At 71.1% G+C, this 19,778-nt stretch carries 18 protein-coding genes; 13 read left to right on the plus strand and 5 right to left on the minus strand.

The window, feature by feature from the left end:
- Positions 1–123: 123 nt before the first annotated feature.
- From ACIQ7M_RS03160 to ACIQ7M_RS03200, 9 genes are all read left to right on the plus strand, one after another.
- Complete coding sequence (locus ACIQ7M_RS03160) at positions 124–1,533, plus strand: hypothetical protein (RefSeq protein ID WP_403639055.1); 1,410 nt, start codon at positions 124–126, stop codon at positions 1,531–1,533.
- A gap of 40 nt (positions 1,534–1,573) precedes the next feature.
- The gene (locus ACIQ7M_RS03165; protein WP_403639057.1) at positions 1,574–1,963 is read left to right on the plus strand and encodes a hypothetical protein; all 390 of its coding nucleotides are present in this window, start codon (positions 1,574–1,576) and stop codon (positions 1,961–1,963) included.
- Between the two features lie 175 nt (positions 1,964–2,138).
- Positions 2,139–2,324, plus strand: coding sequence for a hypothetical protein (locus tag ACIQ7M_RS03170; RefSeq protein WP_403639059.1), 186 nt, complete (start codon positions 2,139–2,141; stop codon positions 2,322–2,324).
- 205 nt (positions 2,325–2,529) lie between these two features.
- Positions 2,530–3,318, plus strand: coding sequence for a thioesterase II family protein (locus ACIQ7M_RS03175; RefSeq protein ID WP_403639061.1), 789 nt, complete (start codon positions 2,530–2,532; stop codon positions 3,316–3,318).
- Positions 3,311–4,717, plus strand: a complete 1,407-nt coding sequence (locus ACIQ7M_RS03180; protein ID WP_403639063.1) for a condensation domain-containing protein — start codon at positions 3,311–3,313, stop codon at positions 4,715–4,717. Before ACIQ7M_RS03175 ends, ACIQ7M_RS03180 begins: the two co-directional genes overlap by 8 nt.
- Before the next feature lie 11 nt (positions 4,718–4,728).
- A complete protein-coding gene (locus tag ACIQ7M_RS03185) occupies positions 4,729–6,492 on the plus strand; it encodes a fatty acyl-AMP ligase (protein ID WP_403639065.1) in 1,764 nt (587 codons plus the stop codon).
- On the plus strand, positions 6,489–8,471 hold the full coding sequence (locus ACIQ7M_RS03190; protein WP_403639067.1) for an acyl-CoA dehydrogenase family protein: 1,983 nt from the start codon (positions 6,489–6,491) through the stop codon (positions 8,469–8,471). Before ACIQ7M_RS03185 ends, ACIQ7M_RS03190 begins: the two co-directional genes overlap by 4 nt.
- Entirely contained in the window at positions 8,468–10,183 is a 1,716-nt protein-coding gene (locus ACIQ7M_RS03195; RefSeq protein WP_403639069.1) for an acyl-CoA dehydrogenase, read from the plus strand. Before ACIQ7M_RS03190 ends, ACIQ7M_RS03195 begins: the two co-directional genes overlap by 4 nt.
- 70 nt (positions 10,184–10,253) lie before the next feature.
- Positions 10,254–10,535, plus strand: a complete 282-nt coding sequence (locus ACIQ7M_RS03200) for an acyl carrier protein (RefSeq protein ID WP_403639071.1) — start codon at positions 10,254–10,256, stop codon at positions 10,533–10,535.
- A gap of 64 nt (positions 10,536–10,599) precedes the next feature.
- On the opposite strand, the gene ACIQ7M_RS03205 is transcribed toward ACIQ7M_RS03200, so the two are convergent.
- Positions 10,600–11,373: an AfsR/SARP family transcriptional regulator gene (locus tag ACIQ7M_RS03205; RefSeq protein ID WP_355767895.1), complete on the minus strand. Its 774-nt coding sequence runs from the start codon at positions 11,371–11,373 to the stop codon at positions 10,600–10,602.
- Between the two features lie 118 nt (positions 11,374–11,491).
- Positions 11,492–11,938 carry a hypothetical protein gene (locus tag ACIQ7M_RS03210; protein ID WP_403639073.1) on the minus strand — a complete coding sequence of 149 codons (447 nt, stop codon included), beginning with the start codon at positions 11,936–11,938 and terminating at the stop codon, positions 11,492–11,494.
- A gap of 217 nt (positions 11,939–12,155) precedes the next feature.
- Here ACIQ7M_RS03210 and ACIQ7M_RS03215 point away from each other — a divergent pair, with 217 nt between their 5' ends.
- Positions 12,156–13,139 (plus strand): TauD/TfdA family dioxygenase, encoded by a 984-nt coding sequence (locus ACIQ7M_RS03215; RefSeq protein ID WP_403639075.1) that lies wholly within the window; start codon positions 12,156–12,158, stop codon positions 13,137–13,139.
- 66 nt (positions 13,140–13,205) lie between these two features.
- Here the strand turns inward: ACIQ7M_RS03215 and ACIQ7M_RS03220 are convergent, their stop codons facing one another.
- Positions 13,206–13,853 carry a response regulator transcription factor gene (locus tag ACIQ7M_RS03220; RefSeq protein WP_355767903.1) on the minus strand — a complete coding sequence of 216 codons (648 nt, stop codon included), beginning with the start codon at positions 13,851–13,853 and terminating at the stop codon, positions 13,206–13,208.
- A 223-nt stretch (positions 13,854–14,076) separates the two neighbouring features.
- Between ACIQ7M_RS03220 and ACIQ7M_RS03225 the strand changes: the two genes are divergently transcribed.
- The 3 genes from ACIQ7M_RS03225 to ACIQ7M_RS03235 all read left to right on the plus strand — a co-directional run bounded on the left by ACIQ7M_RS03225 (position 14,077) and on the right by ACIQ7M_RS03235 (position 16,640).
- The gene (locus tag ACIQ7M_RS03225) at positions 14,077–14,505 is read left to right on the plus strand and encodes a hypothetical protein (RefSeq protein WP_355767906.1); all 429 of its coding nucleotides are present in this window, start codon (positions 14,077–14,079) and stop codon (positions 14,503–14,505) included.
- Positions 14,506–14,963: 458 nt separating this feature from the next.
- Positions 14,964–16,076, plus strand: a complete 1,113-nt coding sequence (locus tag ACIQ7M_RS03230) for a tyrosine-type recombinase/integrase (RefSeq protein WP_403639078.1) — start codon at positions 14,964–14,966, stop codon at positions 16,074–16,076.
- A 390-nt stretch (positions 16,077–16,466) separates the two neighbouring features.
- Complete coding sequence (locus ACIQ7M_RS03235; protein WP_403639080.1) at positions 16,467–16,640, plus strand: hypothetical protein; 174 nt, start codon at positions 16,467–16,469, stop codon at positions 16,638–16,640.
- 96 nt (positions 16,641–16,736) lie between these two features.
- Here the strand turns inward: ACIQ7M_RS03235 and ACIQ7M_RS03240 are convergent, their stop codons facing one another.
- Together ACIQ7M_RS03240 and ACIQ7M_RS03245 are read right to left on the minus strand one after the other, a co-directional pair.
- A complete protein-coding gene (locus ACIQ7M_RS03240) occupies positions 16,737–17,906 on the minus strand; it encodes an acyl-CoA dehydrogenase family protein (protein ID WP_403639082.1) in 1,170 nt (389 codons plus the stop codon).
- A gap of 995 nt (positions 17,907–18,901) precedes the next feature.
- Complete coding sequence (locus ACIQ7M_RS03245; RefSeq protein ID WP_403639084.1) at positions 18,902–19,393, minus strand: hypothetical protein; 492 nt, start codon at positions 19,391–19,393, stop codon at positions 18,902–18,904.
- Positions 19,394–19,778 lie beyond the last annotated feature (385 nt).

Here is a 19,778-nt window from a genome sequence, read left to right on the forward strand (position 1 = left end):
CGTATAGGCGTGTCCCGCAGGATGCCGCGGGTGTGGAACCTCTCGAGAAGCCCGACCAGGCCGTTTCCGGTGCCGATCGTCGTCCTCCTGGGTCTCCTGGCTCTTCTGGGAACCCTGGGTCTCATGGGGGCGGAGCCCGCCGCCGCCCATGGCATCAGTGACACGGCCGACGTCGAGTTCGCGCAGTCCTTCGAGGGGAACGAGCTCACGTTCGTGGTGCGCCGTGCCCCTGAAGTCCCCGGCCCGCTGCGGGTGGACGTGATCGCGCACCAGCCCGTACGGGCCGTCGCCCTGAGAATCGGCGCCCGGCCCCTGGACGGGAACACCTCCGCGGCGCCCGCACGCGACGAGGCGACCGCACGACTGGAGCAGGGGCGCTCCGGGACGTACTCCACGGTCCTGCGGGTCGACCGGACCGGGCGCTGGGAACTGACCGTTCAGGCCGGTGAGGAGCGCGCTGTGCTGCCCTTCCGGGTGATGACACCGCGCGCCGCCGCCTGGGAGCTGACCCTCTATCCGGCCCTGGCCGTCGCCGGAGTGCTCATCGTCGGCACACTCCTCGCGGCCGTCCGGCGCCGACGCGTGCTCAGTGCCGTGCTGTCCGCCGCCACAGCGGTCTCCCTGGTGGTGGCGGCCACCGCCGCCTCGCTCTCCCCCTTCGTCCCGGCCGCGCTTCCCCGCGGGGCGGCGCCGACCGTGGCCGCCGATCCGGCACAGGGCTTCTCGGCGAACGGGCGGCCGTTCGCCGACGCCGTGATCACGACCGAGCCGGCCGCGCCCGTGACGGGGCGGGTGTTCGTGGTGCGGACGCGGCTCCTCGACGGCTCCACCGGCCGGCCCGTCGACGACCTGACTGTCCATCACGGAGCCCTGGCCCACACGGTGGTGACCAGTGCGGACCTGCGATTCTTCCGGCACGTCCACCCCGTGCTCACCGGCCCCGGCACTCTGGAGATCCGGCTGGTGGTGGACCGGCCGGGACGCTATCTCGTCCAGACGGAGTTGGAGCGGGCCGACAGCGGTGGCCAGCAGGTGTCGGGCGCCTTCCGGGTGGGCGGCTCCGCGCTCCGTGCGCCACGGGACACGTCAGGGGACACGTCGAAGAACACGTCACGGGACATGGCGTCGGGCACGGCGGGTCCGGGCGCCGGGCCCGACGGGGAGCGGGCCCGGGTCACCGTCAACCCGTCCCGACCGGTCGCCGGTGAGCCCGCGGCCTTCGACCTGCGCGTGGACACCGACGCGGGGCCGGTGCGCGACCTTCAGCCCTGGCTGGGCATGGCAGGGCACATGTTCGTCCGCGATCCGCGCAGTGACTTCTTCGCCCACATCCACGAGCTGGACTCCATGGCGCGGTCGAGCGTGCCCGGTGCCCCCGCGCGCGACGAGACGGTCGGGCGGTTCGGGCCGGTGCTCCGCTTCACCTACAGCTTTCCCGCACCCGGTCGCTATGTGGTCTGGCTCCAGTACTGCAGGAACTTCACCGTCCGCACCACCCGCGTGACGATCGATGTCGCGGCCGAAGGGAATTGAGATGACGAGGCGCCGGCTGTGGACCGTGACAGGAGGCGTCGTGACCGCGGTCGTGGCGCTCTGCGTCCTGTTGATCGCCGGGTCCGCGGAGGAGGAGCCGGGGACCGTGCTGACGGGCGGTTCGGACCACTACGACGTACGCGTGCGTCTCGACCGCCTCACCACCGCCACCACCACGGCGGACATCGAGGTCACTGGTCGGGGCCGCGATCCGGGAGACCTGGGCGGGGCGTCGGTGGAGGCGGTGATGGAGAGGATGGGCCACGCGATGCCGCCCCTGACCGCCGAGGCGCTGGGCGACGGGCGGTTCCGGGCGCGCGGACAGTTGTTCGCGATGGCCGGCGAGTGGCAGCTCGGTGTGCGACTGCGCACGGCGCACGGCGGCTCGGAACTCGCCACCCTGACGGTCGTCGTCCCTTCCGGCGCGTAACCCGAGACAGCGAGCTGCCATGACCGGATCATGACACCGATAAACGCGGGAAAACGCTCCCGCGCGGGCGATAATCGTCTTCCATAAACACATGGGACGGCACTTCAAGAGAGTGCCGGACCGTCGTTGATCGTCGGTGTCATCCGCACTCGCCGACAAGAAATGGGAACCCCACATGCCCGTGCACGATTCGCCTTTCCGCTCCCTTCACCGCAAGGTCACGCTCGCGAGCCTGGGGGTGGTCACTGTCCTTGCGGCGTCCGCCCTCGCGGCGACGCCGGCGCTCGCCGGTTCCGTCGCCACCCCTGTGGCGCCGCCGCGGATGGCCGTCGACCACCACAGCAACAACGGCTGGGACTGAGCGCCCCCACAGACGTCTCGTACGACGAGGCCGTCCACCGACACCCCGCCACCGGCACCCCGGTGGCGGGGTGTCGGCGTGTGCGCGCCCACCTCCGCGGCCGAGGGGCCGCCGCCGGTATGGGGCAAATATAGCCACGCTTCCTAATGTCACTCCGCGGATCGTCCCCTGCCTTCGCGGGCTGTCACGGCTGTAAAGGAAGAATATGACCGACACCGGCGGTGCCTGGTTTCACCACAGTGGCCAGACCCTGAATCCGGACCTCCGGCTGGTGTGTTTTCCCCATGCGGGCGGCACACCGAATTCCTTCCGAGGCTGGGCCTCCCGGCTGCCGGTCCGCACGGGCGTGCTCGCCGTCTGCTACCCCGGACGTCACCAGCGCCTCGCGGATCCGCTGGTGCGCACCATGGAGGTCATGGCCGACCGGCTGGCCGAGGCGCTGCTGCCGTACACGGACACGCCGTTGGCCTTCTTCGGGCACAGCATGGGAGCCGGTGTCGCCTACGAGGTCGCCCTGCGGCTGGAACGGCGCGCGGGAGTACGTCCCCTGCGGCTCTTCGCCTCCGCCTTCCGCGCCCCGCACCTGCGTGAGCCCGTCGATCTGCCGAGCGACGACGCCACCCTCCTCGACGAGCTCCGCCGCCTCGGCAGCGCCACCACGAGCGCGCTCGACCACCCGGACCTGCTCCGCATGGTGCTCCCCACCCTGCGGGCGGACATGGAGCTGGTCGCCGCGTACGGCGCGCGCCGCCCCGAACGCGTCGGCTGCCCCCTCGTCGCCTACGCGGGGGACCAGGACCCCGGCTGCGGCCCCGACGCCATGCGCGGATGGTCCGAGCTGACCGGGTCCCGGTTCGAGCAACGCTCCTTCCCGGGCGGCCACTTCTATCTGGAACACCGCGAGGCGGAACTGCTCGCCGACATGTCCGGCCGTCTCGGCGACGATCTGCGGCTGCGGAACGCCGTCGCGACGCTCGGCGGCCGCCGTGACTGACACCCGCAGCCTCTCGCACGGGCAGGAAGCCCAGTGGTTCCTGCACCAGCTGGCCCCCGGCGCCACCGCGTACCTCACCGGAGTCGCGGTCGGGATCCGCGGCGCCGTGGACGTCGCGGCGCTCGGACGGGCCGTGGAACTGCTCGCCGTACGGCACGAGATGCTGCGCTCGACCTTCACCACGGACGGCGGCCGGCCGGTGCGCCGGGTCCGGGCGGAGGGCCGACTGCGGCTCGAACATCACGCACTCGGCGCGGTGGGCGAGGAGGAGCTGCGCGGCCGGGTCGCCGGCGCACTCGCCACGCCCTACCGCCTGGACGAGAGCGGCGCATTCAGGATCGTGCTGTGGACCAGGACGGACGGTGACGCGGTCCTGCTCGTCGGCGGCCATCACATCGCCACCGACGCGGCCTCCGATGCCGTACTCCTGCGCGACCTGCTGCGGCTGTACGCGTCCCGCGTCACCGGCACCGATGCCGGGCTGCCCGTCCTGCGGGGCGGCTTCGAGGAGGAAGTCGCCAAGGAGCGGGCGTTGCTGGCCTCGCCCCGCGCCGCCGAACAGGGACGGCACTGGCAGCGGGTCTGCCACGGCTCGGCAGCCGCCGAACTGCCCACGGACCTGCCCCGGCCCGCCACACCGTCCCTGTCCGGAGCGACCTGCCGGGTGGCCGTGCCCGCCGCCACGGCCGTCCGGCTCCGCGAGGTCGCGCGGGCCGCCGGGGTCACCCCCTTCGCCCTGCTCCTGGGTGCCTTCCAGGGCCTGCTGTACCGCTCCACCCGGCAGCGCGACTTCCTGATCGGCTGCCCGGTCACCACCCGGATGAGCTCGAACAGCCGCCACCTTGTCGGCAATTTCATCAACACGATCGTCCTCCGGGCCGCGATCGCGCCGTCGACGTCCTTCCACGATCTCGCCGTCGCGGTCGCGGAGCAGGTCAGGACCGGCGTCGACGCCATCCGTTACCCGTTCTCGCTGGTGGCCCGGGACCTGGGCCGCGCTCCGGCGGCCGGAAGGGCCCGGGCGTACGCGATCTCGTTCAACATGCTGAGCACCGCCCACCTGGAACCCTCGCTCCGCCCGGTTCTCGAGACCGGCCGTCCCGACACCACGACCGCGTACGCGGGGCTCACGCTCCGCCCGTACCCCCTGCCCCAGCAGGAGGGCCAGCTCGACCTCGGGGTCGACGTGGTGCAGGGCGCGGACACCCTGACGTTCGACTTCCGCTACGACGGGGCGCTGTTCGAGCGGGAGACGGTGGAACGCCTGGCCCACCACTACGTCCGCGCCGTGGAGATCGCCACCGCCGCCCCCGCGACGCCGGTCGCGCGAGCACCGCTGTGGGCCGCCACCCCCGTCGTGCCGGCCGCACCCGCCGCGCCCCAGACCACCGAGATCTAAGGAGTTCCCGCATGCCCGCGCTGCCTCTCGACACCATCGTGACGCGCCTCGAACGCAACGCACGCGAACTGCCGGACAAGGACGCCGTCGTCTTCGTACGACCGAGGGGGGACGAACGCGTCGAGGAGCGGCTGACGTTCGGGCGGCTGCGCGAGGAGGCCCGTGCGCTCGCCCGGTGGTTGCGCGGCCACTGCGCCGACGACGAGCGGGTCCTGCTGCTCTACCCCTCTGGCACGGACTTCGTGAAGGTGCTCGTCGGCTGTCTGTACGCGGGAGTGGTGGCCGTCCCGGCCCCCGCGCCCAGCGGTGGCGGACGGCGTGCGGCGCGCATGGCGGGAGTGGCGCGGGACGCGGACGTGACGATGGTCCTGACCGACTCCGCGCATCTGGCCGCCGCCCAGGAGTTCCTCCAGGACGCGGGTCTCGGTGCGCTGCCCTGCGTGGCCACGGACACCGTCGAGTTCGGCACGGAGGGAGAGCTGCCGGAGCCGCGGTACGACGGCGACAAGGTGGCCATCCTGCAGTACACCTCGGGATCGACCAGCGCCCCCAAGGGAGTTCTCCTCACCCACGGAGCCCTCGCGCATAATCTGTGGCTGATCGAGACGGCCCTCGGCCCCGACCGGGAGACCAGGGCGTGCAGTTGGCTGCCGCCCTACCACGACATGGGGCTGATAGGCATGCTCCTGTCACCGCTGTATCTGGGCGCCGGCGTCGTCCTGATCTCTCCGATGGACTTCCTGCGTCGTCCCCGGCTGTGGTTCGAGCTGATCCAGGAACACCGGAGCACCTTCACGACCGCCCCGAACTTCGCCTACGACCTGCTCGCCAAGCACATCACGGACGAGCAGCTCGCCGGCCTCGACCTCTCCAGCCTGCGCTGGGCCCTCAACGGCTCGGAGCCCATCGACGCCAGGACCCTGGAACGCTTCGGCACCCGCTTCGAGGCCGCCGGCTTCGATCCCCGCGCGCTCAAGCCCTGCTACGGCATGGCCGAGACCGCCCTCTTCGTCGCCGGTACGCCCTCGGACAGCGGCCCGGTCATCACCTCGGTCGACGTCGCGGACCTGGAGAAGAACCTCTTCACGCCGTCCCCGGCGGGCCCGGCCGCCCGCCAACTGGTCAGCAGCGGACGGGTGGTCGACCTCGACGTACGGATCGTCGACCCGGAATCGGCCGCCGAGCTGCCGGACGGCTCCGTCGGCGAGATCTGGGTCCGCGGTGGGAGCGTCACCCCGGGCTACTGGCGCAACCCCGAACAGACCGCCCGCGCCTTCGACGCGACGACCGCGGCCGGCGAGCGCGGTTTCGTGCGCACCGGTGACCTCGGGGCCCGGCACGACGGCGAGCTGTACGTGACGGGCCGCATCAAGGACGTCCTCATCGTCCGGGGCCGCAACCTCTACCCCCATGACATCGAACGCGAGGTCGTCGCCCTCCATGAGGCCTTCCAGGGACTGCAGACCTGCGTGTGCGCGGTGCCGGCCGCCCGGGAGGAGATCGTGGTCCTGCAGGAGTTCAGGGCGCCCTCCGGCATGGACGTCGATCCCGCCGACGTCACCCGCGCGGTGCGCGGCGAGCTCGGTGAACTGCTCGGCGTACGGGTCTCGAACGTCGTCCTGCTGCGCCCCGGCCATGTACGCCGGACAAGCAGCGGCAAGGTGCAGCGGTCGCTGATGCGCGATCTCTTCATGGCGGGTGGGCTCAAGCCCCTGCACGAGGACCTCGACGCGGAGATCGTCCGCCGCTACCGCACGCAGGGCGCCGCCGTATGACCTCGACACAGCCTTCGGCACCGGAAGCGGGCGTGGCGGTGGCGGCCCCCGCGGCGGCAGGGGAGGGGACGGCGTCCGGCGCGTGCTCACCCCGGGCGCCCCTCGGGCTCCCGGCGTCGTACGCCGCGGCCCTCCGACTCGACGAGCGGCTCGGCGACCCGGGCGATTCCGGCCGACTCTTCTCGTACGCCCGCAGCGGCGCCCTGGACGACGCCGAGACCTTCCCCCTGGAGATCTGCCGGGAGCTCGATGTCCTGGGGCTGCCGCGCGCCTATGTGCCGGCGGCCCACGGCGGCACCCTGGAGGGATACGACGAGGCGATCCAGCTCATGCGGGCCGTCGCCCGGCGGGACATGACCGTCGCCGTCGCGCACGGCAAGACCTTCCTGGGTGCCGTCTGCCTCTGGGTCGGCGGCGATCGGGAACAGGCCGCCCGGCTCGGGGAGCGGATCGCCACCGGGGCGGTCGTCTCGTGGGGTCTGACCGAGCGCGACCACGGCAGCGACCTGCTGGCGAGCGAGGTGACCGCCGACCGGACACCGGGCGGCTACCGCCTCACCGGCGAGAAATGGCTGATCAACAACGCCACGCGAGGCCACCTCGTCTGTGTGCTCGCCCGTACCTCGCAGGACGGCGGGCCGCGTGGCCTCAGCCTGCTCCTCGTGGACAAACAGGCCCTGCCCCCCGGCACGTTCCGCCCGCTGCCCGCCGTGAAACTCCACGGAATCCGCGGCGCCGACATCAGCGGTATCGCCTTCACCGGCACCGAGGTGCCGCACTCCGCGCTGATCGGGCGGGAGGGCGACGGTGTGGAGACCGTCGTCAAGAGCCTGCAGCTGACCCGCACGCTGTGCAGTTCGCTGTCGCTGGGCGCCGCCGACCAGGCACTCGGCATGAGCCTGACGTACGCCCACGAGCGCACCAACTACGGCCGCCTGCTGATCGATCTGCCGCAGACCCGGCGCCTGATCAGCGAGTCCTACGCCGATCTCCTCCTCGCGGAGGCGGTGTCGCTGGTGGCGGGACGCGGTATCCACACGCTGACGGGGGAGCTCGCGGTCGCCTCGGCCGCCGTGAAGTTCTTCGTACCGACGCTGGTGGAGGGGCTCGTCTCGAAGCTGACGCGGGTCATGGGCTCGCGTTCGCTGCTGGTCGGCGACGCCTACCGGCACGGCCGCTTCCAGAAGGTGCAGCGCGACCATCGCATCGTCGGCATCTTCGACGGCAACACCGTCGTGAATCTGCACTCCTTGATCAACCAGTTCCCCCAACTCGTACGGGGATACCGGCGAGGCCGCGTGGACAGCGCGGGCCTGCACGCGGCCGTCGCGCTGCGCGAGCCGCTGCCCGGCTTCGACCCGGGCCGTCTCCAGTTGCTCACCCGCTCCGGATGCAGCCCCGTCCAGGCGCTGCCCGCCGCCTGCGAGGCGCTGAGCGAGCTGGCCGACCGGCGGGAGGTGCCCGCTTCGCTCGGCCTGCTGGCCGCGCGGACACGGGCCGTCGCGGACGAGCTGCACGAGCGGCTGGCCGAGCACAGGCCGACCGCGATCGAGGTCCCGGCCGGCGCCTTCGTCCTGGCCGAGCGGTACGCCCTGTGCTTCGCGGCCTCGGCCGCGATCCATCTGTGGCTGCACAACCGCGCCGACATCGACGATCCGGTCACGGCGCGTCTGTGGGAGTCCGGTCTGTGGCTGGAGGCCTGTCTGACGAATCTGCTGCGGCGGCTGGGGCCGGGGCTCCCCGGACCGCACGACGGCGACGGTGTCGTCCCGACCGGAGACCGTCCGGCGGACGGCCGCTCGGCCGCCGACCGTCCGGTCGGTGACGGTCCGGTCGGTGACGGTCCGGCCCGTGACGGTTCGGCCGGTGACGGTTCGGCCGACGTCTTCGAGCGGCTCGCGGTGCCGCTCCTCGCGCAGCATGCCGAAGGCCGGCTGCCTTCCCTCCTGCCCTACCCGCACCCCGAGGACCGCCGATGACCACCCTGCCCGCCCCGCCTCCGTCATACACAGACCCGGACCTGCCCGAACCCCTGGAGAAGCTGCTCGGAGACCCCCTCGACCCGGACAACCCGCTCAGCTACGACGCCTTCCTCGCCGCGGACGAACGGGGCGACCTGCTGCCGGCGGGCCGCGCCCTGCTGGACGCGTTCGGACTCGGCGCCGAGTTCGTCCCCCGCGCGCTGGGCGGCCGGCTGCGCCAGGCCGACGAGCTGGCGCGGGTGCTCCGACCGCTCTTCCGCAGGGACGGATCCCTGGGGCTCGGCCACGGGGCCATCAACCTCATCGCGAGCGCCCCGGTGTGGTCCGCGGGATCTTCCGGACAGCGCGGCCTGCTCGCGGACCTGCTGCTCGCGGGCGGCCAGACGGCGGGGGCGTACACCGAACTCGCCACCGGCCACGATCTGGTCGCCTCGAAGGTGAAGGCCGTCCGGCAGGGGAGGGGCTGGTCCCTCTCCGGCCGCAAGGAGGTCATCAACAACGTGACCCGGGCCCACGCCGTGACCGTCCTCGCCCGCACCGGCGAGCAGCCCGGAAGCCGCAGCCACTCGCTGTTCCTGCTCGACATGGGCTCCGTGCCGCGCGAGCGGCTGCGATTCCTCCCCCGGTTCCCCACCTCGGGACTGCGCGCGATCCACCTCGGCGGCGTGGAGTTCGACGGCTGCCCGCTCCCCGAGTCCGCGCTGATCGGTGAGGAGGGCGGAGCACTGGAGTCCGTACTGCGGGCCTTCCAGGTCACCAAGGCGGTCCTGTCCGGTGCGACGCTCGGCTCGCTCGACACCCAGCTGCGTACGGTCACGGCGTTCGCGACCGAACGCCGGCTCTACGGCCGGCCGGTGAGCGAACTCCCGCATGCCCGTGAGGCGTTGACCGGGGCGTTCGTCGATCTGCTCATCGCCGACTGCCTGTCCACGACGGTGTGCCGGGCGCTGCACGTGCTGCCCCGGATGACGAGCCTGTACGCCCCGGCGGTGAAGTACCTCGTTCCGCTGCTGACCCAGGAGGCCATGGACAGCCTGGCCGTCGTCCTCGGCGCCCGCTCCTTCCTGCGGGAGGGCGCCCAGGGAATCTTCCAGAAGCATCTGCGCGACCTGCCGGTCGGCTCCCTGGCCCATTCGGGGGGAACCGTCTGCCAGGCGACGATCATTCCCCAGCTGCCCCGGCCGGCCCGCCGGAGCTGGTTCGTGACCCCGCCCGCGTCGTCCGAACTGTTCCGGATCGACGCGCCGCTGGACGACCTGGACTTCGGGAGTCTGGGGATCACCGCGGCCGCCGACGACGGACTCCTCGCGGTCCTGCCGGACGCCGCCGAGCGGTTGCGTTCCGATCCGGTACTGGGCCCGCTGTGCGGCCGGTTGGCCGACTCCCTGCGGGCCCTGCGGGACGACTGCCTGGCCCTCACCCCGCGCGGCGCGACCCCGCTGGCCGATCCCTGGGGCTTCGAACTGGCGGAGCGGTACGCGCTACTGGCCGCGGCCGCCGCCTGTCTGGGTGTCTGGCAGCACAACCGTGACCGGCCGGATCCCTTCCTGCGCGACCCGGCGTGGCTGGCGGCCGCCCTGCGGCGGCTGACCGTCCGCCTCGGAATCGCGCCGGGACCGGAGGTGGACACCCGGGCCGTCTTCCAGGAGCTCACCGAACGCCGCGAGCGGAACACCGGCTTCGACCTGATCGGCCGCCGACTTGCCTGACACCGGCCGGCGCATCGTGCTCGTCCCGTCCCGTCTCTTCATCCGTCCCCTGCCCCGAAGGAGCCAAGCCATGACCTCCACCGTCCCCGAACACGACCGCCTGACGCCCCCCGACCCGCAGGAGCTGTGCGACTGGCTGCGGGAGCGGGTGGCGTACTTCGTCGAATGCCCGGTGACCGACATCGCCACGGACGTCAAGCTCGTCGAGTACGGACTGGACTCGCTGTACGCACTCACGCTCTGCGGCGACATCGAGGACACCTTCGGCATCCCCGTGTCGGCGACGCTGGCCTGGGACTACCCGACCATCGACGCCATCGTGGGACTGCTGGCCACCCCGCGCCAGAGCTGAACGGAACGCCGCGGGCCCCCTCCCCGGACCGGGGAGGGGGCCCGCGGCGCATGCGCGCCGGACCTCAGGCCGACGCCAACTGCAGGTGCCGCGGATCGCCGGCGTACCGGAGGCTGCCCTGGAGAACGGCCTGGTGCGCCTGCGTCAGCGCGGGCCCCGGGTCGATGCCGAGTTCCTCCGCGAGGACCTGGCAGCCGGCGCGGTAGACCGCCAGCGCGTCGGCCTGCCGGTCACAGCGGTACAGCGCGATCATCAGATACGACCGCAGCCTCTCGTGCACGGGATACTCCTGTACGAGACCGGTCAGTTCGGGCACGAGCGCGCTGTGCCGACCGAGCTCCAGATCCGCCTCGATCCGCAGTTCCAGAACGGTCGCCCAGGCCTCTTCGAGACGTGGCCGTTCGGCGTCCGCGAGGAAGTCGGTCACATCGGCGAGGGGCGAGCCCCGATGCAGGTCGAGCGCCGCCCTGGCCAGGCCGGCGGCCTCCGCGTAGCGCCCGCCGGCCCGCGCCTCGCGCCCGAGGTCGGCCAGTCGCTCGAACTCCGTGAGATCCAGGCGTGCCCGCCCGACGCGGATGAGGTAGCCGGGGGTCCGTCTCACCAGCTCGATGTCGGGGCCGAGCTGTTTGCGCAGCCTGGACACGTAGGTGCAGATCTGCGCGTTCCTGGTGGTGGGGGGCTCCCATCCCCACAGCAGCGCGCTCATACGGTCGTCGGACACCGTCCGGCCGCGCGCCAGCAGCAGAGCCGCCAGGACGGTCTGCATCTTCGTGCCGGCCAGGGCGATCCGCCGCCGGCCGTCCCGTACCTCGACCGGGCCGAGAATCCGGAATTCCACTCTTCCCCCTGCTCTCCGCAACCACTGCCGAACCAGTCCGGCAATCAACATCCTGTGCGAGAACATGGCCGGAACGAGTGGTTCCGATCTGGCAGGACCCTGCCCGTACAGCAGGCTGTCAACCTTTGGCCACGACATTTCCCCGGTCCACCCGGCGCCGCTCGACGGTTCCGTCGGCTCGGGTCACGGTCACGGTGCGCCCTCGGCCCTCCGCGACACAGAGCCAGAAGGCCTCCCCGACCACGGTCGCCCGCGCGTCGCTGCGCGCCGTCCGCAGCACGCCCCGGGTGAAGGTCACCACGGTGGGCGGCCCGGATGCCCCGCCCTCGCCGAGCACGCCCCAGGCCAGGGTGAGCTGACGGCCGTCGCTCGCCTGCGTGTGGGCGCCGTGCAGGACGGTGGGGTGCAGCGCGCTCGCGACGACCACGTCCAGCACCGCGTCCCCGGCGTAGACCTCCAGGGCCGTACGTCCCCGTGAAGCACGGCCGAGACGGATCGACCAGGGCGTGCCGAGGAGAGGGAACCGGCCGGTCTCCGGAACCTCTTGCTCCGACAGGGTGTACACGGCGCGCGGCCTCCTTCCGTACCCGACGTCCGGGTACGCGAACGAGTCTGGTCGGGAGCACGGGCCGGGGTCCTCAACGCCAGCATCCGAGTCCGTGGTGGTGCTGGCTGCACCCTCGTTCGGCGCCCTCGGCCCTCATCACCCCCCGTATCGAACAAATATGGGGGCGCGGGGGAGCGTGGCGTTCCGGGATCACGAGAGGAAGTGGACGACGACGATGGCTACGACGGCCCAGGCTCCCAGGACGCGGTTCCTCGACATCACGCTCGGCGAGACCGAACGAGAGGCGTTCGCACGGCTGGCGGCGGCGCTGGCCGGCACCGGCTCCCGGCAGGTCGACGACCTCGCCTGGCTGGAACACGCGCGCACCCTGTCCAGCAGCATTCCGGCCGCGGTACGGGAGGAGATCCGCCGGTTCCGCCACGACCCGGGTCCCGGCGGACTGATGACGGTGCGAAACCTGCCGCTGTCCGGGGCGGAGCTGCCCGACACACCCACGGAGAGGGGCTCGGTGGAGCGTACGGCCACGGTGCCGGCCGCCGTGGCCGTACTGCTCAGCCTGCACCTGGGGGAGATCGCGGCCTTCCGCGAGGAGAAGTACGGCGCGCTGGTGCAGAACGTGGTGCCCGTGCCCGGCCGGGAGACGGAGCAGAGCAACGCCGGCTCCATCCCGCTCGACCTGCACGTGGAGAACGCCTTCCATCCCAACAGGCCGGACTACGTAGGTCTGTTGTGCCTGCGGGGGGACCACTCGGGACGTGCCGGCACCCTGGTCTCCTCGATCCGGGAGGCGGTGCGGCTGATCTCCGACGAGGTGCTGGAGGAGCTCCGGCGCCCGGTGTTCGTCACGGAGCCGCCTCCCTCGTTCGGGGGCGGTGACAGTACCCCGGTGCACGCGGTCCTCGAGGGCGACCCCGAGGACCCCAACGTCCGTGTGGACTTCCACGCGACCCGCGCGCTCGACGACACGGGCAAGGCCGCTCTGGAGCGACTGCGTGACGCGTTCCTCGACGTCGCCTCCGAACTGGTGCTGCGCTCCGGCGAGATGGCCTTCGTGGACAATCGCCTGGCGATCCACGGGCGTACGGCGTTCACCCCGCGGTACGACGGCCGCGACCGCTGGCTGCACCGCACCTTCGTCCACCTGGACCACCGCCGCACCCGGGTCCACCGTCCCGGCGGTGGCCCCGTGCTCAGCTGACGAGCCCCCGGCTCCCGCCGTCCGCCCGGTCCGGCCCCGTCGAGGGAGACGGACCGGGCGGAGATGTCACGCCCCGTCCAGGAAGCGCAGGACCGCCAGGACCCGGCGGTGGTCACCCTCGGCCTGTCCGAGGTCGAGCTTGGCGAAGATGTTGTTGATGTGCTTGGCGACGGCGCTCTCCCCGACCACCAGTCGCTCGGCGATCCCGGCGTTGGAACGGCCCTCCGCCATCAGTGACAGCACCTCGCGCTCGCGGGGCGTCAGCCGCTCCAGCGGGTCCCTGCCACCGCGCCGCGTCAGCAACTGGCCGACGACCTGCGGGTCGAGGGCCGTGCCGCCCGCCGCGACCCGGCGCAGCGCGTCGATGAACTCCTCGACATCGGCGACCCGTTGCTTGAGCAGATAGCCGAAACCGCCCGCGTTGTTGGTCAGCAGATCGGCGGCGTAGCGCTCCTCCACGTACTGGGACAGCAGGAGCACCGCGGTGTCCGGCCACCGCTCGCGGATCGTGAGGGCGGCGCGTATGCCCTCGTCGGTGAACGCGGGCGGCATACGGACGTCGACGAGCGCGAGTTGAGGCCGGTGCGCGTCGACCGCCGCCAACAGGGCCTCTGCGTCGCCGGTTTCGGCGGTGACCTCGAAGCCGGCCAGCTCCAGGACCTTGACCAGCCCGATCTTCAGCAGGACCGAATCCTCGGCGATGACCGCTCGCACAGCACACTCCAGAGTGAGGGGGGGTGCGACGTACGCTACCGCCTTCGCGACCCGGACCGGCGATAAAAGGCCAGGTCGGGGCGGCTCTGTGAAGGAAAGGACCGGGCCGGAGGTGTAGCTGGCACCACCACAGGACGGAATCCTGCGCTACTGATTCCCGAAGGCCCGGCGACCAGGCTGGAGAACGTTCCCGAAACCCGGGTACGGAAGGAGTTCCCGCCCCATGGCCACCCTCGCGCCGCCCGCCCGTCGTACGTCCTGCCGCCCGTTCCGGATGCCGAGGCCGACGCTGTCGACCGCTCTCGTCGTCGCGGGCGCGGCGCTGGGTCCGTGGATGTTCGTGCTCGCGGCGACGCTGCCGGCCACGGCGCAGGCGCACCACTGGACGGCGGCCTGGGTGGGCCTTGACGCGGCACTAGCGGCGGGCCTGGCCGGGACGGGGCTGCTGCGCGCCCGGCGCGACCCCCGCCATGTCCTCGCGGCTGCCGCCACCTCGGCGCTGCTGTTGATGGACGCCTGGTTCGACACCATGACCGCGGCGCCGGGCACCGAGACGGTCACCGCCCTCGCCCTCGCCCTCTGCGCGGAGATTCCCCTGGCTCTGGTGTGCGCACGGCTCGCGGTACGAGGGGTGGGGCACGGGCGGCCGTGAGCGGTACCACCCCTCTTGACCATGCCCGCATCCGGAAGCTCCGGGTGCGGGCATCAGTGTCTGTGGGCGGCGCCGTCGGTCGAGACTCCGTCCACCTTGTGGTGCCTCAGGAAAACCGCAATCGGTCAGCACGGACCTTGAAGGCTTGGGGAAGCTGACCGGACATACGAAGCGTTGTAGTCTGCCGAGACCGCCCTTGACCTGTGTGACGCAGGCAGGGAGCAGACAAACCCGGGAGTTCTCCGTGCTTCGTACCATGTTCAAGTCCAAGATCTAGAATCTGGGCTTTTGTGCAGGTCAGAGGCCTTGTGGGGCGGTCCAGGTCAGCAAATGGTCAGCATCGGGCTTGAAGGTGGTTCGGCGTGCTGATCTGGTGACCTCCGCGGCTGAGTTCTGAACGTGAACGCCTGGTTCCTGTTCGGAGGGTTTGCTTCGTGGCTCGTCAGCTTGCTCGTGGTATGGGTTCGTTCTTCAAGGACTGCGATTGCGTCCGGTCGTCTCGGTGTCCGCACCCGTATACGATCCGTTTCCGCAACGGGGCAGGGAGGCAGAGCGAGGAGGGCGGCTTCGCGACGCAGGACGATGCGATCGAGCGCCTGACGCAGATCTACACGGAGAAGATACGCACGGCACCGACCGTCGCGGAGGCTCGCCGTGAACTGGGGCAGCTGACGGTTGTGGAGTATGTGAAGCAGTGGTGGCCGCGGCAGCGGAGGATGACGGCGTACTCCACGGGTGAGCATGTCGACAGCGCCATCAATGTCCACGTCGTCCCCCGGATCGGGTCACGGAAGCTGATCACGGTGACGCCGATGGCGGTGGAGCGTTTCCTGGACGAGCCGGAGGTCGACGGGGTCGGCCGGGGACATCAGGTCAATATCTTCCGCATCCTGAAGACGATCCTGAAAGACGCCTACGACAAGGGGGCGATGGCGGAGGACTCGGTGAAGAGCGTGCAGGAGCCGGCGTACGTCCGCGAGAAGGTGGTCATCCCGAACCTGGACTACCTGAAGCGGGCCCTGGCCGTTGCGGGGGAGGATCTGGCGCTGGAGATCGTGATGATGGCGGGGTGCGGGCTGCGCAACGGTGAGGCCCGGGCCGTGAACATCAACAACCTGGTGGCCGTCGACGTCTACCGGGTGCACGAACAGATCCACTCCAACACGCACCGGCCGGCGAAGCTCAAGCACCGCAAGGCGGGGGAGTTCCGCGAGGTCCCGCTGCCCCGCTCGGTCCGCGAAGAGATCGAACGCTACAAGGACAAGCACGGCACCACGCCAGAGGGCTACCTGCTGCGCGGCCCCAGCGGCTACTACACCGAACCGATGGAACGCCGCCGCGTCCACACGCTCTTCGGCAAGCTGCCGAGGGTGGAGGGGATGGGGATGTACGGCTTCCGGCACTACTTCGCCTCCAACGCCCTCGGCAACGGGATACCGATCACCGACGTCGCCGAATGGATGGGCCATAAATCCATCGAGGAGACTTACCGCACCTACCGGCACCTCATGCCGGGCAGCATCACGAAAGCGGCACGCATCCTCGACGCCGGACTGTGGGAAGCAGCCTGACTCTTCGCCGAGGTCAGCAGGTTCTTCGTCTGCCGGTGGTGCACAGGTCACACTTCGCCGACCAGGGGAGTTGGCAGGAGTCGAGGTGGAGTGCGGGCCGTTGGCCCGTGTGTGGTCCGGGATCTTGTACTGAGCCGGCCCGATCGCCGGTAGTGCCTATGACAGACGTACCTGCGTGGGCCTCCGCCTGACAACGCGGGCCGGGGCTGGTGGAGGTCGAGGCTGTTCACCACCGCGCGCAGTGCGGCACCGGTCTTCACGACGAGCAGGGTTTCCCGTGCTGGGCCACCTCTGCAGGTGCGGAGGTCACCCGACGGCCGGGGGAGGGATGGGTGACTCGTCTGCAAGGCGAGGGGTTTGATGCCCTTGACCTCTCGGAGGTGCCCGTCCATGGGTGTGCGACGGCATTCGCGGGGGCGGTGGGCCAGCGCCCTGGTCGCCGTCACCCGCTCGATACTCGGCATCGCCCGGCACCGCCGCTACCCGGACCCCACGACCCGCGATCTCGTCCGCCAGCTCCAGGCAGTCGGCCGCCAAGCAGCCCTCACGCCGGCATCGGCCTGACCGGCCTGTCGCGCCGTCATCCGGTCCGCACACGGATCGGATGCCGCCGCCTGCCCTCCTGGAGATCGATTTTCCGATCAGCTTCAGAGCCGAGCCTCAAGGGGCCAGGGTGAGGTCACCATGGTTGGACCTGGCGAGCGACCGCCCGATGACCATGCGCTGAATCTGGTTCGTGCCTTCGAAGATCTGAGTCAACTTGGCCTCACGCATGTACCGTTCGACCGGGAACTCGCGCGTGTAGCCGACCCCGCCGAGGACCTGTACCGCATCGGTGGTGACACGCATCGCGTTGTCGGTCGCGACGAGCTTCGCGACCGACGCCTCACGGCTGAACGGCAGTCCCGCGTCCTTCAAGCGAGCGGCATGGAGGGTCGCAGCACGTGCTGAAAAGACCGCGGCCTCCATGTCGGCGAGCAGGAACGCGACTCCCTGGTGGTCGATGATGCGTGATCCGAACGTCTCCCGATCGCGTGCGTAGGCGATCGCGTGGTCGAGAGCGCCCTGGGCGAGACCGACCGCGACGGCCGCGATACCGAGACGGCCGGAATCCAGGCTCGCGAGAGCGATACGCAGGCCGCCGCCCTCGGCACCGATACGCCGCTCGACCGGGACACGGACGTCCCGGAGGACCATGGTCGCCGTCGTGGACCCGGTCAGGCCCATCTTCCGTTCGGGTACATCAGCGGTGAGGCCCTCGGTGCCAGCGGGGATCATGAAGCACGAGATACCCGTGCGGTCCTCCGAGGTGCGGGCCATGACCTTGTAGTAGTCCGCGTGGCCGCCGTGGGTCGTCCAGGCTTTCGCACCGTTCAGGACGTAGTGATCGCCGTCCAGACGGGCCCGGGTCCGCAGCGCGGCCGGGTCCGAGCCGGCGTGCGGCTCCGAGAGGCAGTAGGCACCCAGCAGCTCGCCACCGAGCATCGCGGGCAGCCACTCCTGTTTCTGCTCCTCGGTGCCCATCGTCGCCAGGCCGAAACACGACAGCACGTGCACGGAGACACCTACGCCGACCGAAGCCCACACGGACGCGATCTCTTCGACAACCTGCAGGTACACCTCGTAGGACAGGCTGCTGCCGCCGTACGCCTCGGAGTACGGCAGACCGAGCAGGCCGACACGTCCGAGGAGTCTGAAGACGTCCCGAGGGAATGCCTCGTTCGCCTCATCGGCATCCGCTCGCGACGCGAGTTCATCGGCCGCCAGCTTCCGGACCAGTCTGATGAGGTCAAGGGACTCATCGTTCGGTAACAGACGACGCGCGCTCATGGCACCTTCCAGCTGTCGGGGCGAAACATCGTTCGGAGGCGTCTGCGGACCAAGGCACCGCAGGACGCTCTTTCGTGGACAGGCATCGAAACGCTGAGGGAAGGTCGGCCGTCGTGTGGGTCTCGATGGTGGCGCGGGTGGTGTCCCTCGATCCGGCCGGGATCATGTCCACCGTGGTGCGGGGTCGGGGACCATGGCGGTGGAGCCGGCGGGTGATACCGGTACCGGCTCGATTCGCGGCAGTTCGCCGACGACTTTGCGCGCCGTTGAGATACGGGCCGACTCCTGCTGACACATCACCGGCCGGACTGTGATCCGTTCGGCCCCGGCCCCGAGGCGTTCCGCTTCGCGGTGACAGGCGGCCTCCCGCTCCCGGAGCAGCCGCAGTACCCCATCACAGCTCATCCGGCCCACCTCTCGCGCCAACTGATCAACCAGCTACGCAACGAGACGGGCATCACGTCGGACACGGGCGACCCCGCCAACCTCACCCGACGGGGACATGCACCCGACGTGAAGAACGTCCCCGGTCGGCCGACACCTCGCTGACGCGCGCGTCGAAGGAGTCTCGGCGGGGGTCGAACTCGTGGTGCGCGGTTGAGGTGACTCAATCCGCCGTGTCCGGCGACGACGTTCGCCGAGCAGGTCGAGGGGCCGACCGGCCCGCAGCGTCCGGTGGTATGCCGTGCGGTGGCTCAAGGCACGCTGCAACTGCCCGGCGGCACCTTGCGGGAGCGGGATCGGGGGACTCCTCAAGGTCCGCTGTCTCGCCAGTGCCGGCAAACACGTTCGTGCACTACGCGTTCGATACCTGGTCGTGCCGGGCGTTCCCCACCGCCCAGTTCGAGCGCTGTACCGATGACGCGGTGGCGTGCCGCGTCAGTGAGCGGCAGGCCGGACAAGGGCCGGCCGCGCTGGGAGACAGGCATGATCGTCGGCCTTTACGCCGGTCAGCGCGAAGGTGGCGGGCAGGCCGCGCAGGGTGCACAGCAGGTTCAGGTGCAGGCCGCGCGATGAAGGCCTGCCCGGTGGACGAGGCGCTCGGCCACCTCGATCCCGGCTCGCACCGACAGCCCGCGCCGCTCGAGGGCCTCGGTGACCTGGCGGGCGAATCGGCGCTGGCAGCCGGGATGCGGGGTGCCGTCCTGGGTGCAGCGGTCGGCCGGGGCCCAGGTCCAGCCGGGCTGGGCAGCGAGCGGGGTGAGCCGGTCGAGGTCCGGGACGAGCCGCAGGCCGCCCACCGGGCCGGTGCTCGAAGGCGCAGCGGTGAAGGAGTCGTCCACCAGGGCGACGTCGAAGCAGGGCACGGCGCCGACGCCGTACTCGGCGGCGTGTTCGAGCTGGGCGAGCGGGACGGACTTCACCCGGGTCAGTCCGGCGTTGTCGACCCAGCCGAACACCACCCCGTCGATTCCGTCGGCGGCGAGCTGGGCTTCGGCCGCCCGGGCCTGGGCGGCCCGCTCAGCTCGGGGGTACGTGGTGGCCATACCGATCATGCTGGCGTTCGCGGCAGCCGGTGCGCCAGTGGCCGGCCGGGAGTTCACTCGTCCGTGAACGGTCGGACCTGCGACGTGACTTAAGGGCGAGGGTGCGGGAAGCCTCTCCGATCACCGGGCTTTTCAGGGCGGGCCCGGTGAGGTGAGTCGAGGGGCGGGGCGGTGGCGGTGAGGCAACCGCCGACAGGTGGGGCCGGAGCTGGATCCTGCGTGACGCGCGGCGGAGTGTGCGGTCGAGGCCGTCGGGTGTGCCGGAGGCAGTGTGGGTCGTTGCTCTGCGCGCGAGTGACCGGACGGCGGCCTCGACCGGGTTCAGGCCGGGCGCGTACGGCGGCGGCCGGACCGTGGTGAGTGCCGGGTCCGGGACGCGTGGGCC

Origin of the sequence: Streptomyces sp. NPDC096324 (assembly GCF_044763015.1) — a bacterium.
Taxonomy (GTDB): Bacteria; Actinomycetota; Actinomycetes; order Streptomycetales; family Streptomycetaceae; genus Streptomyces.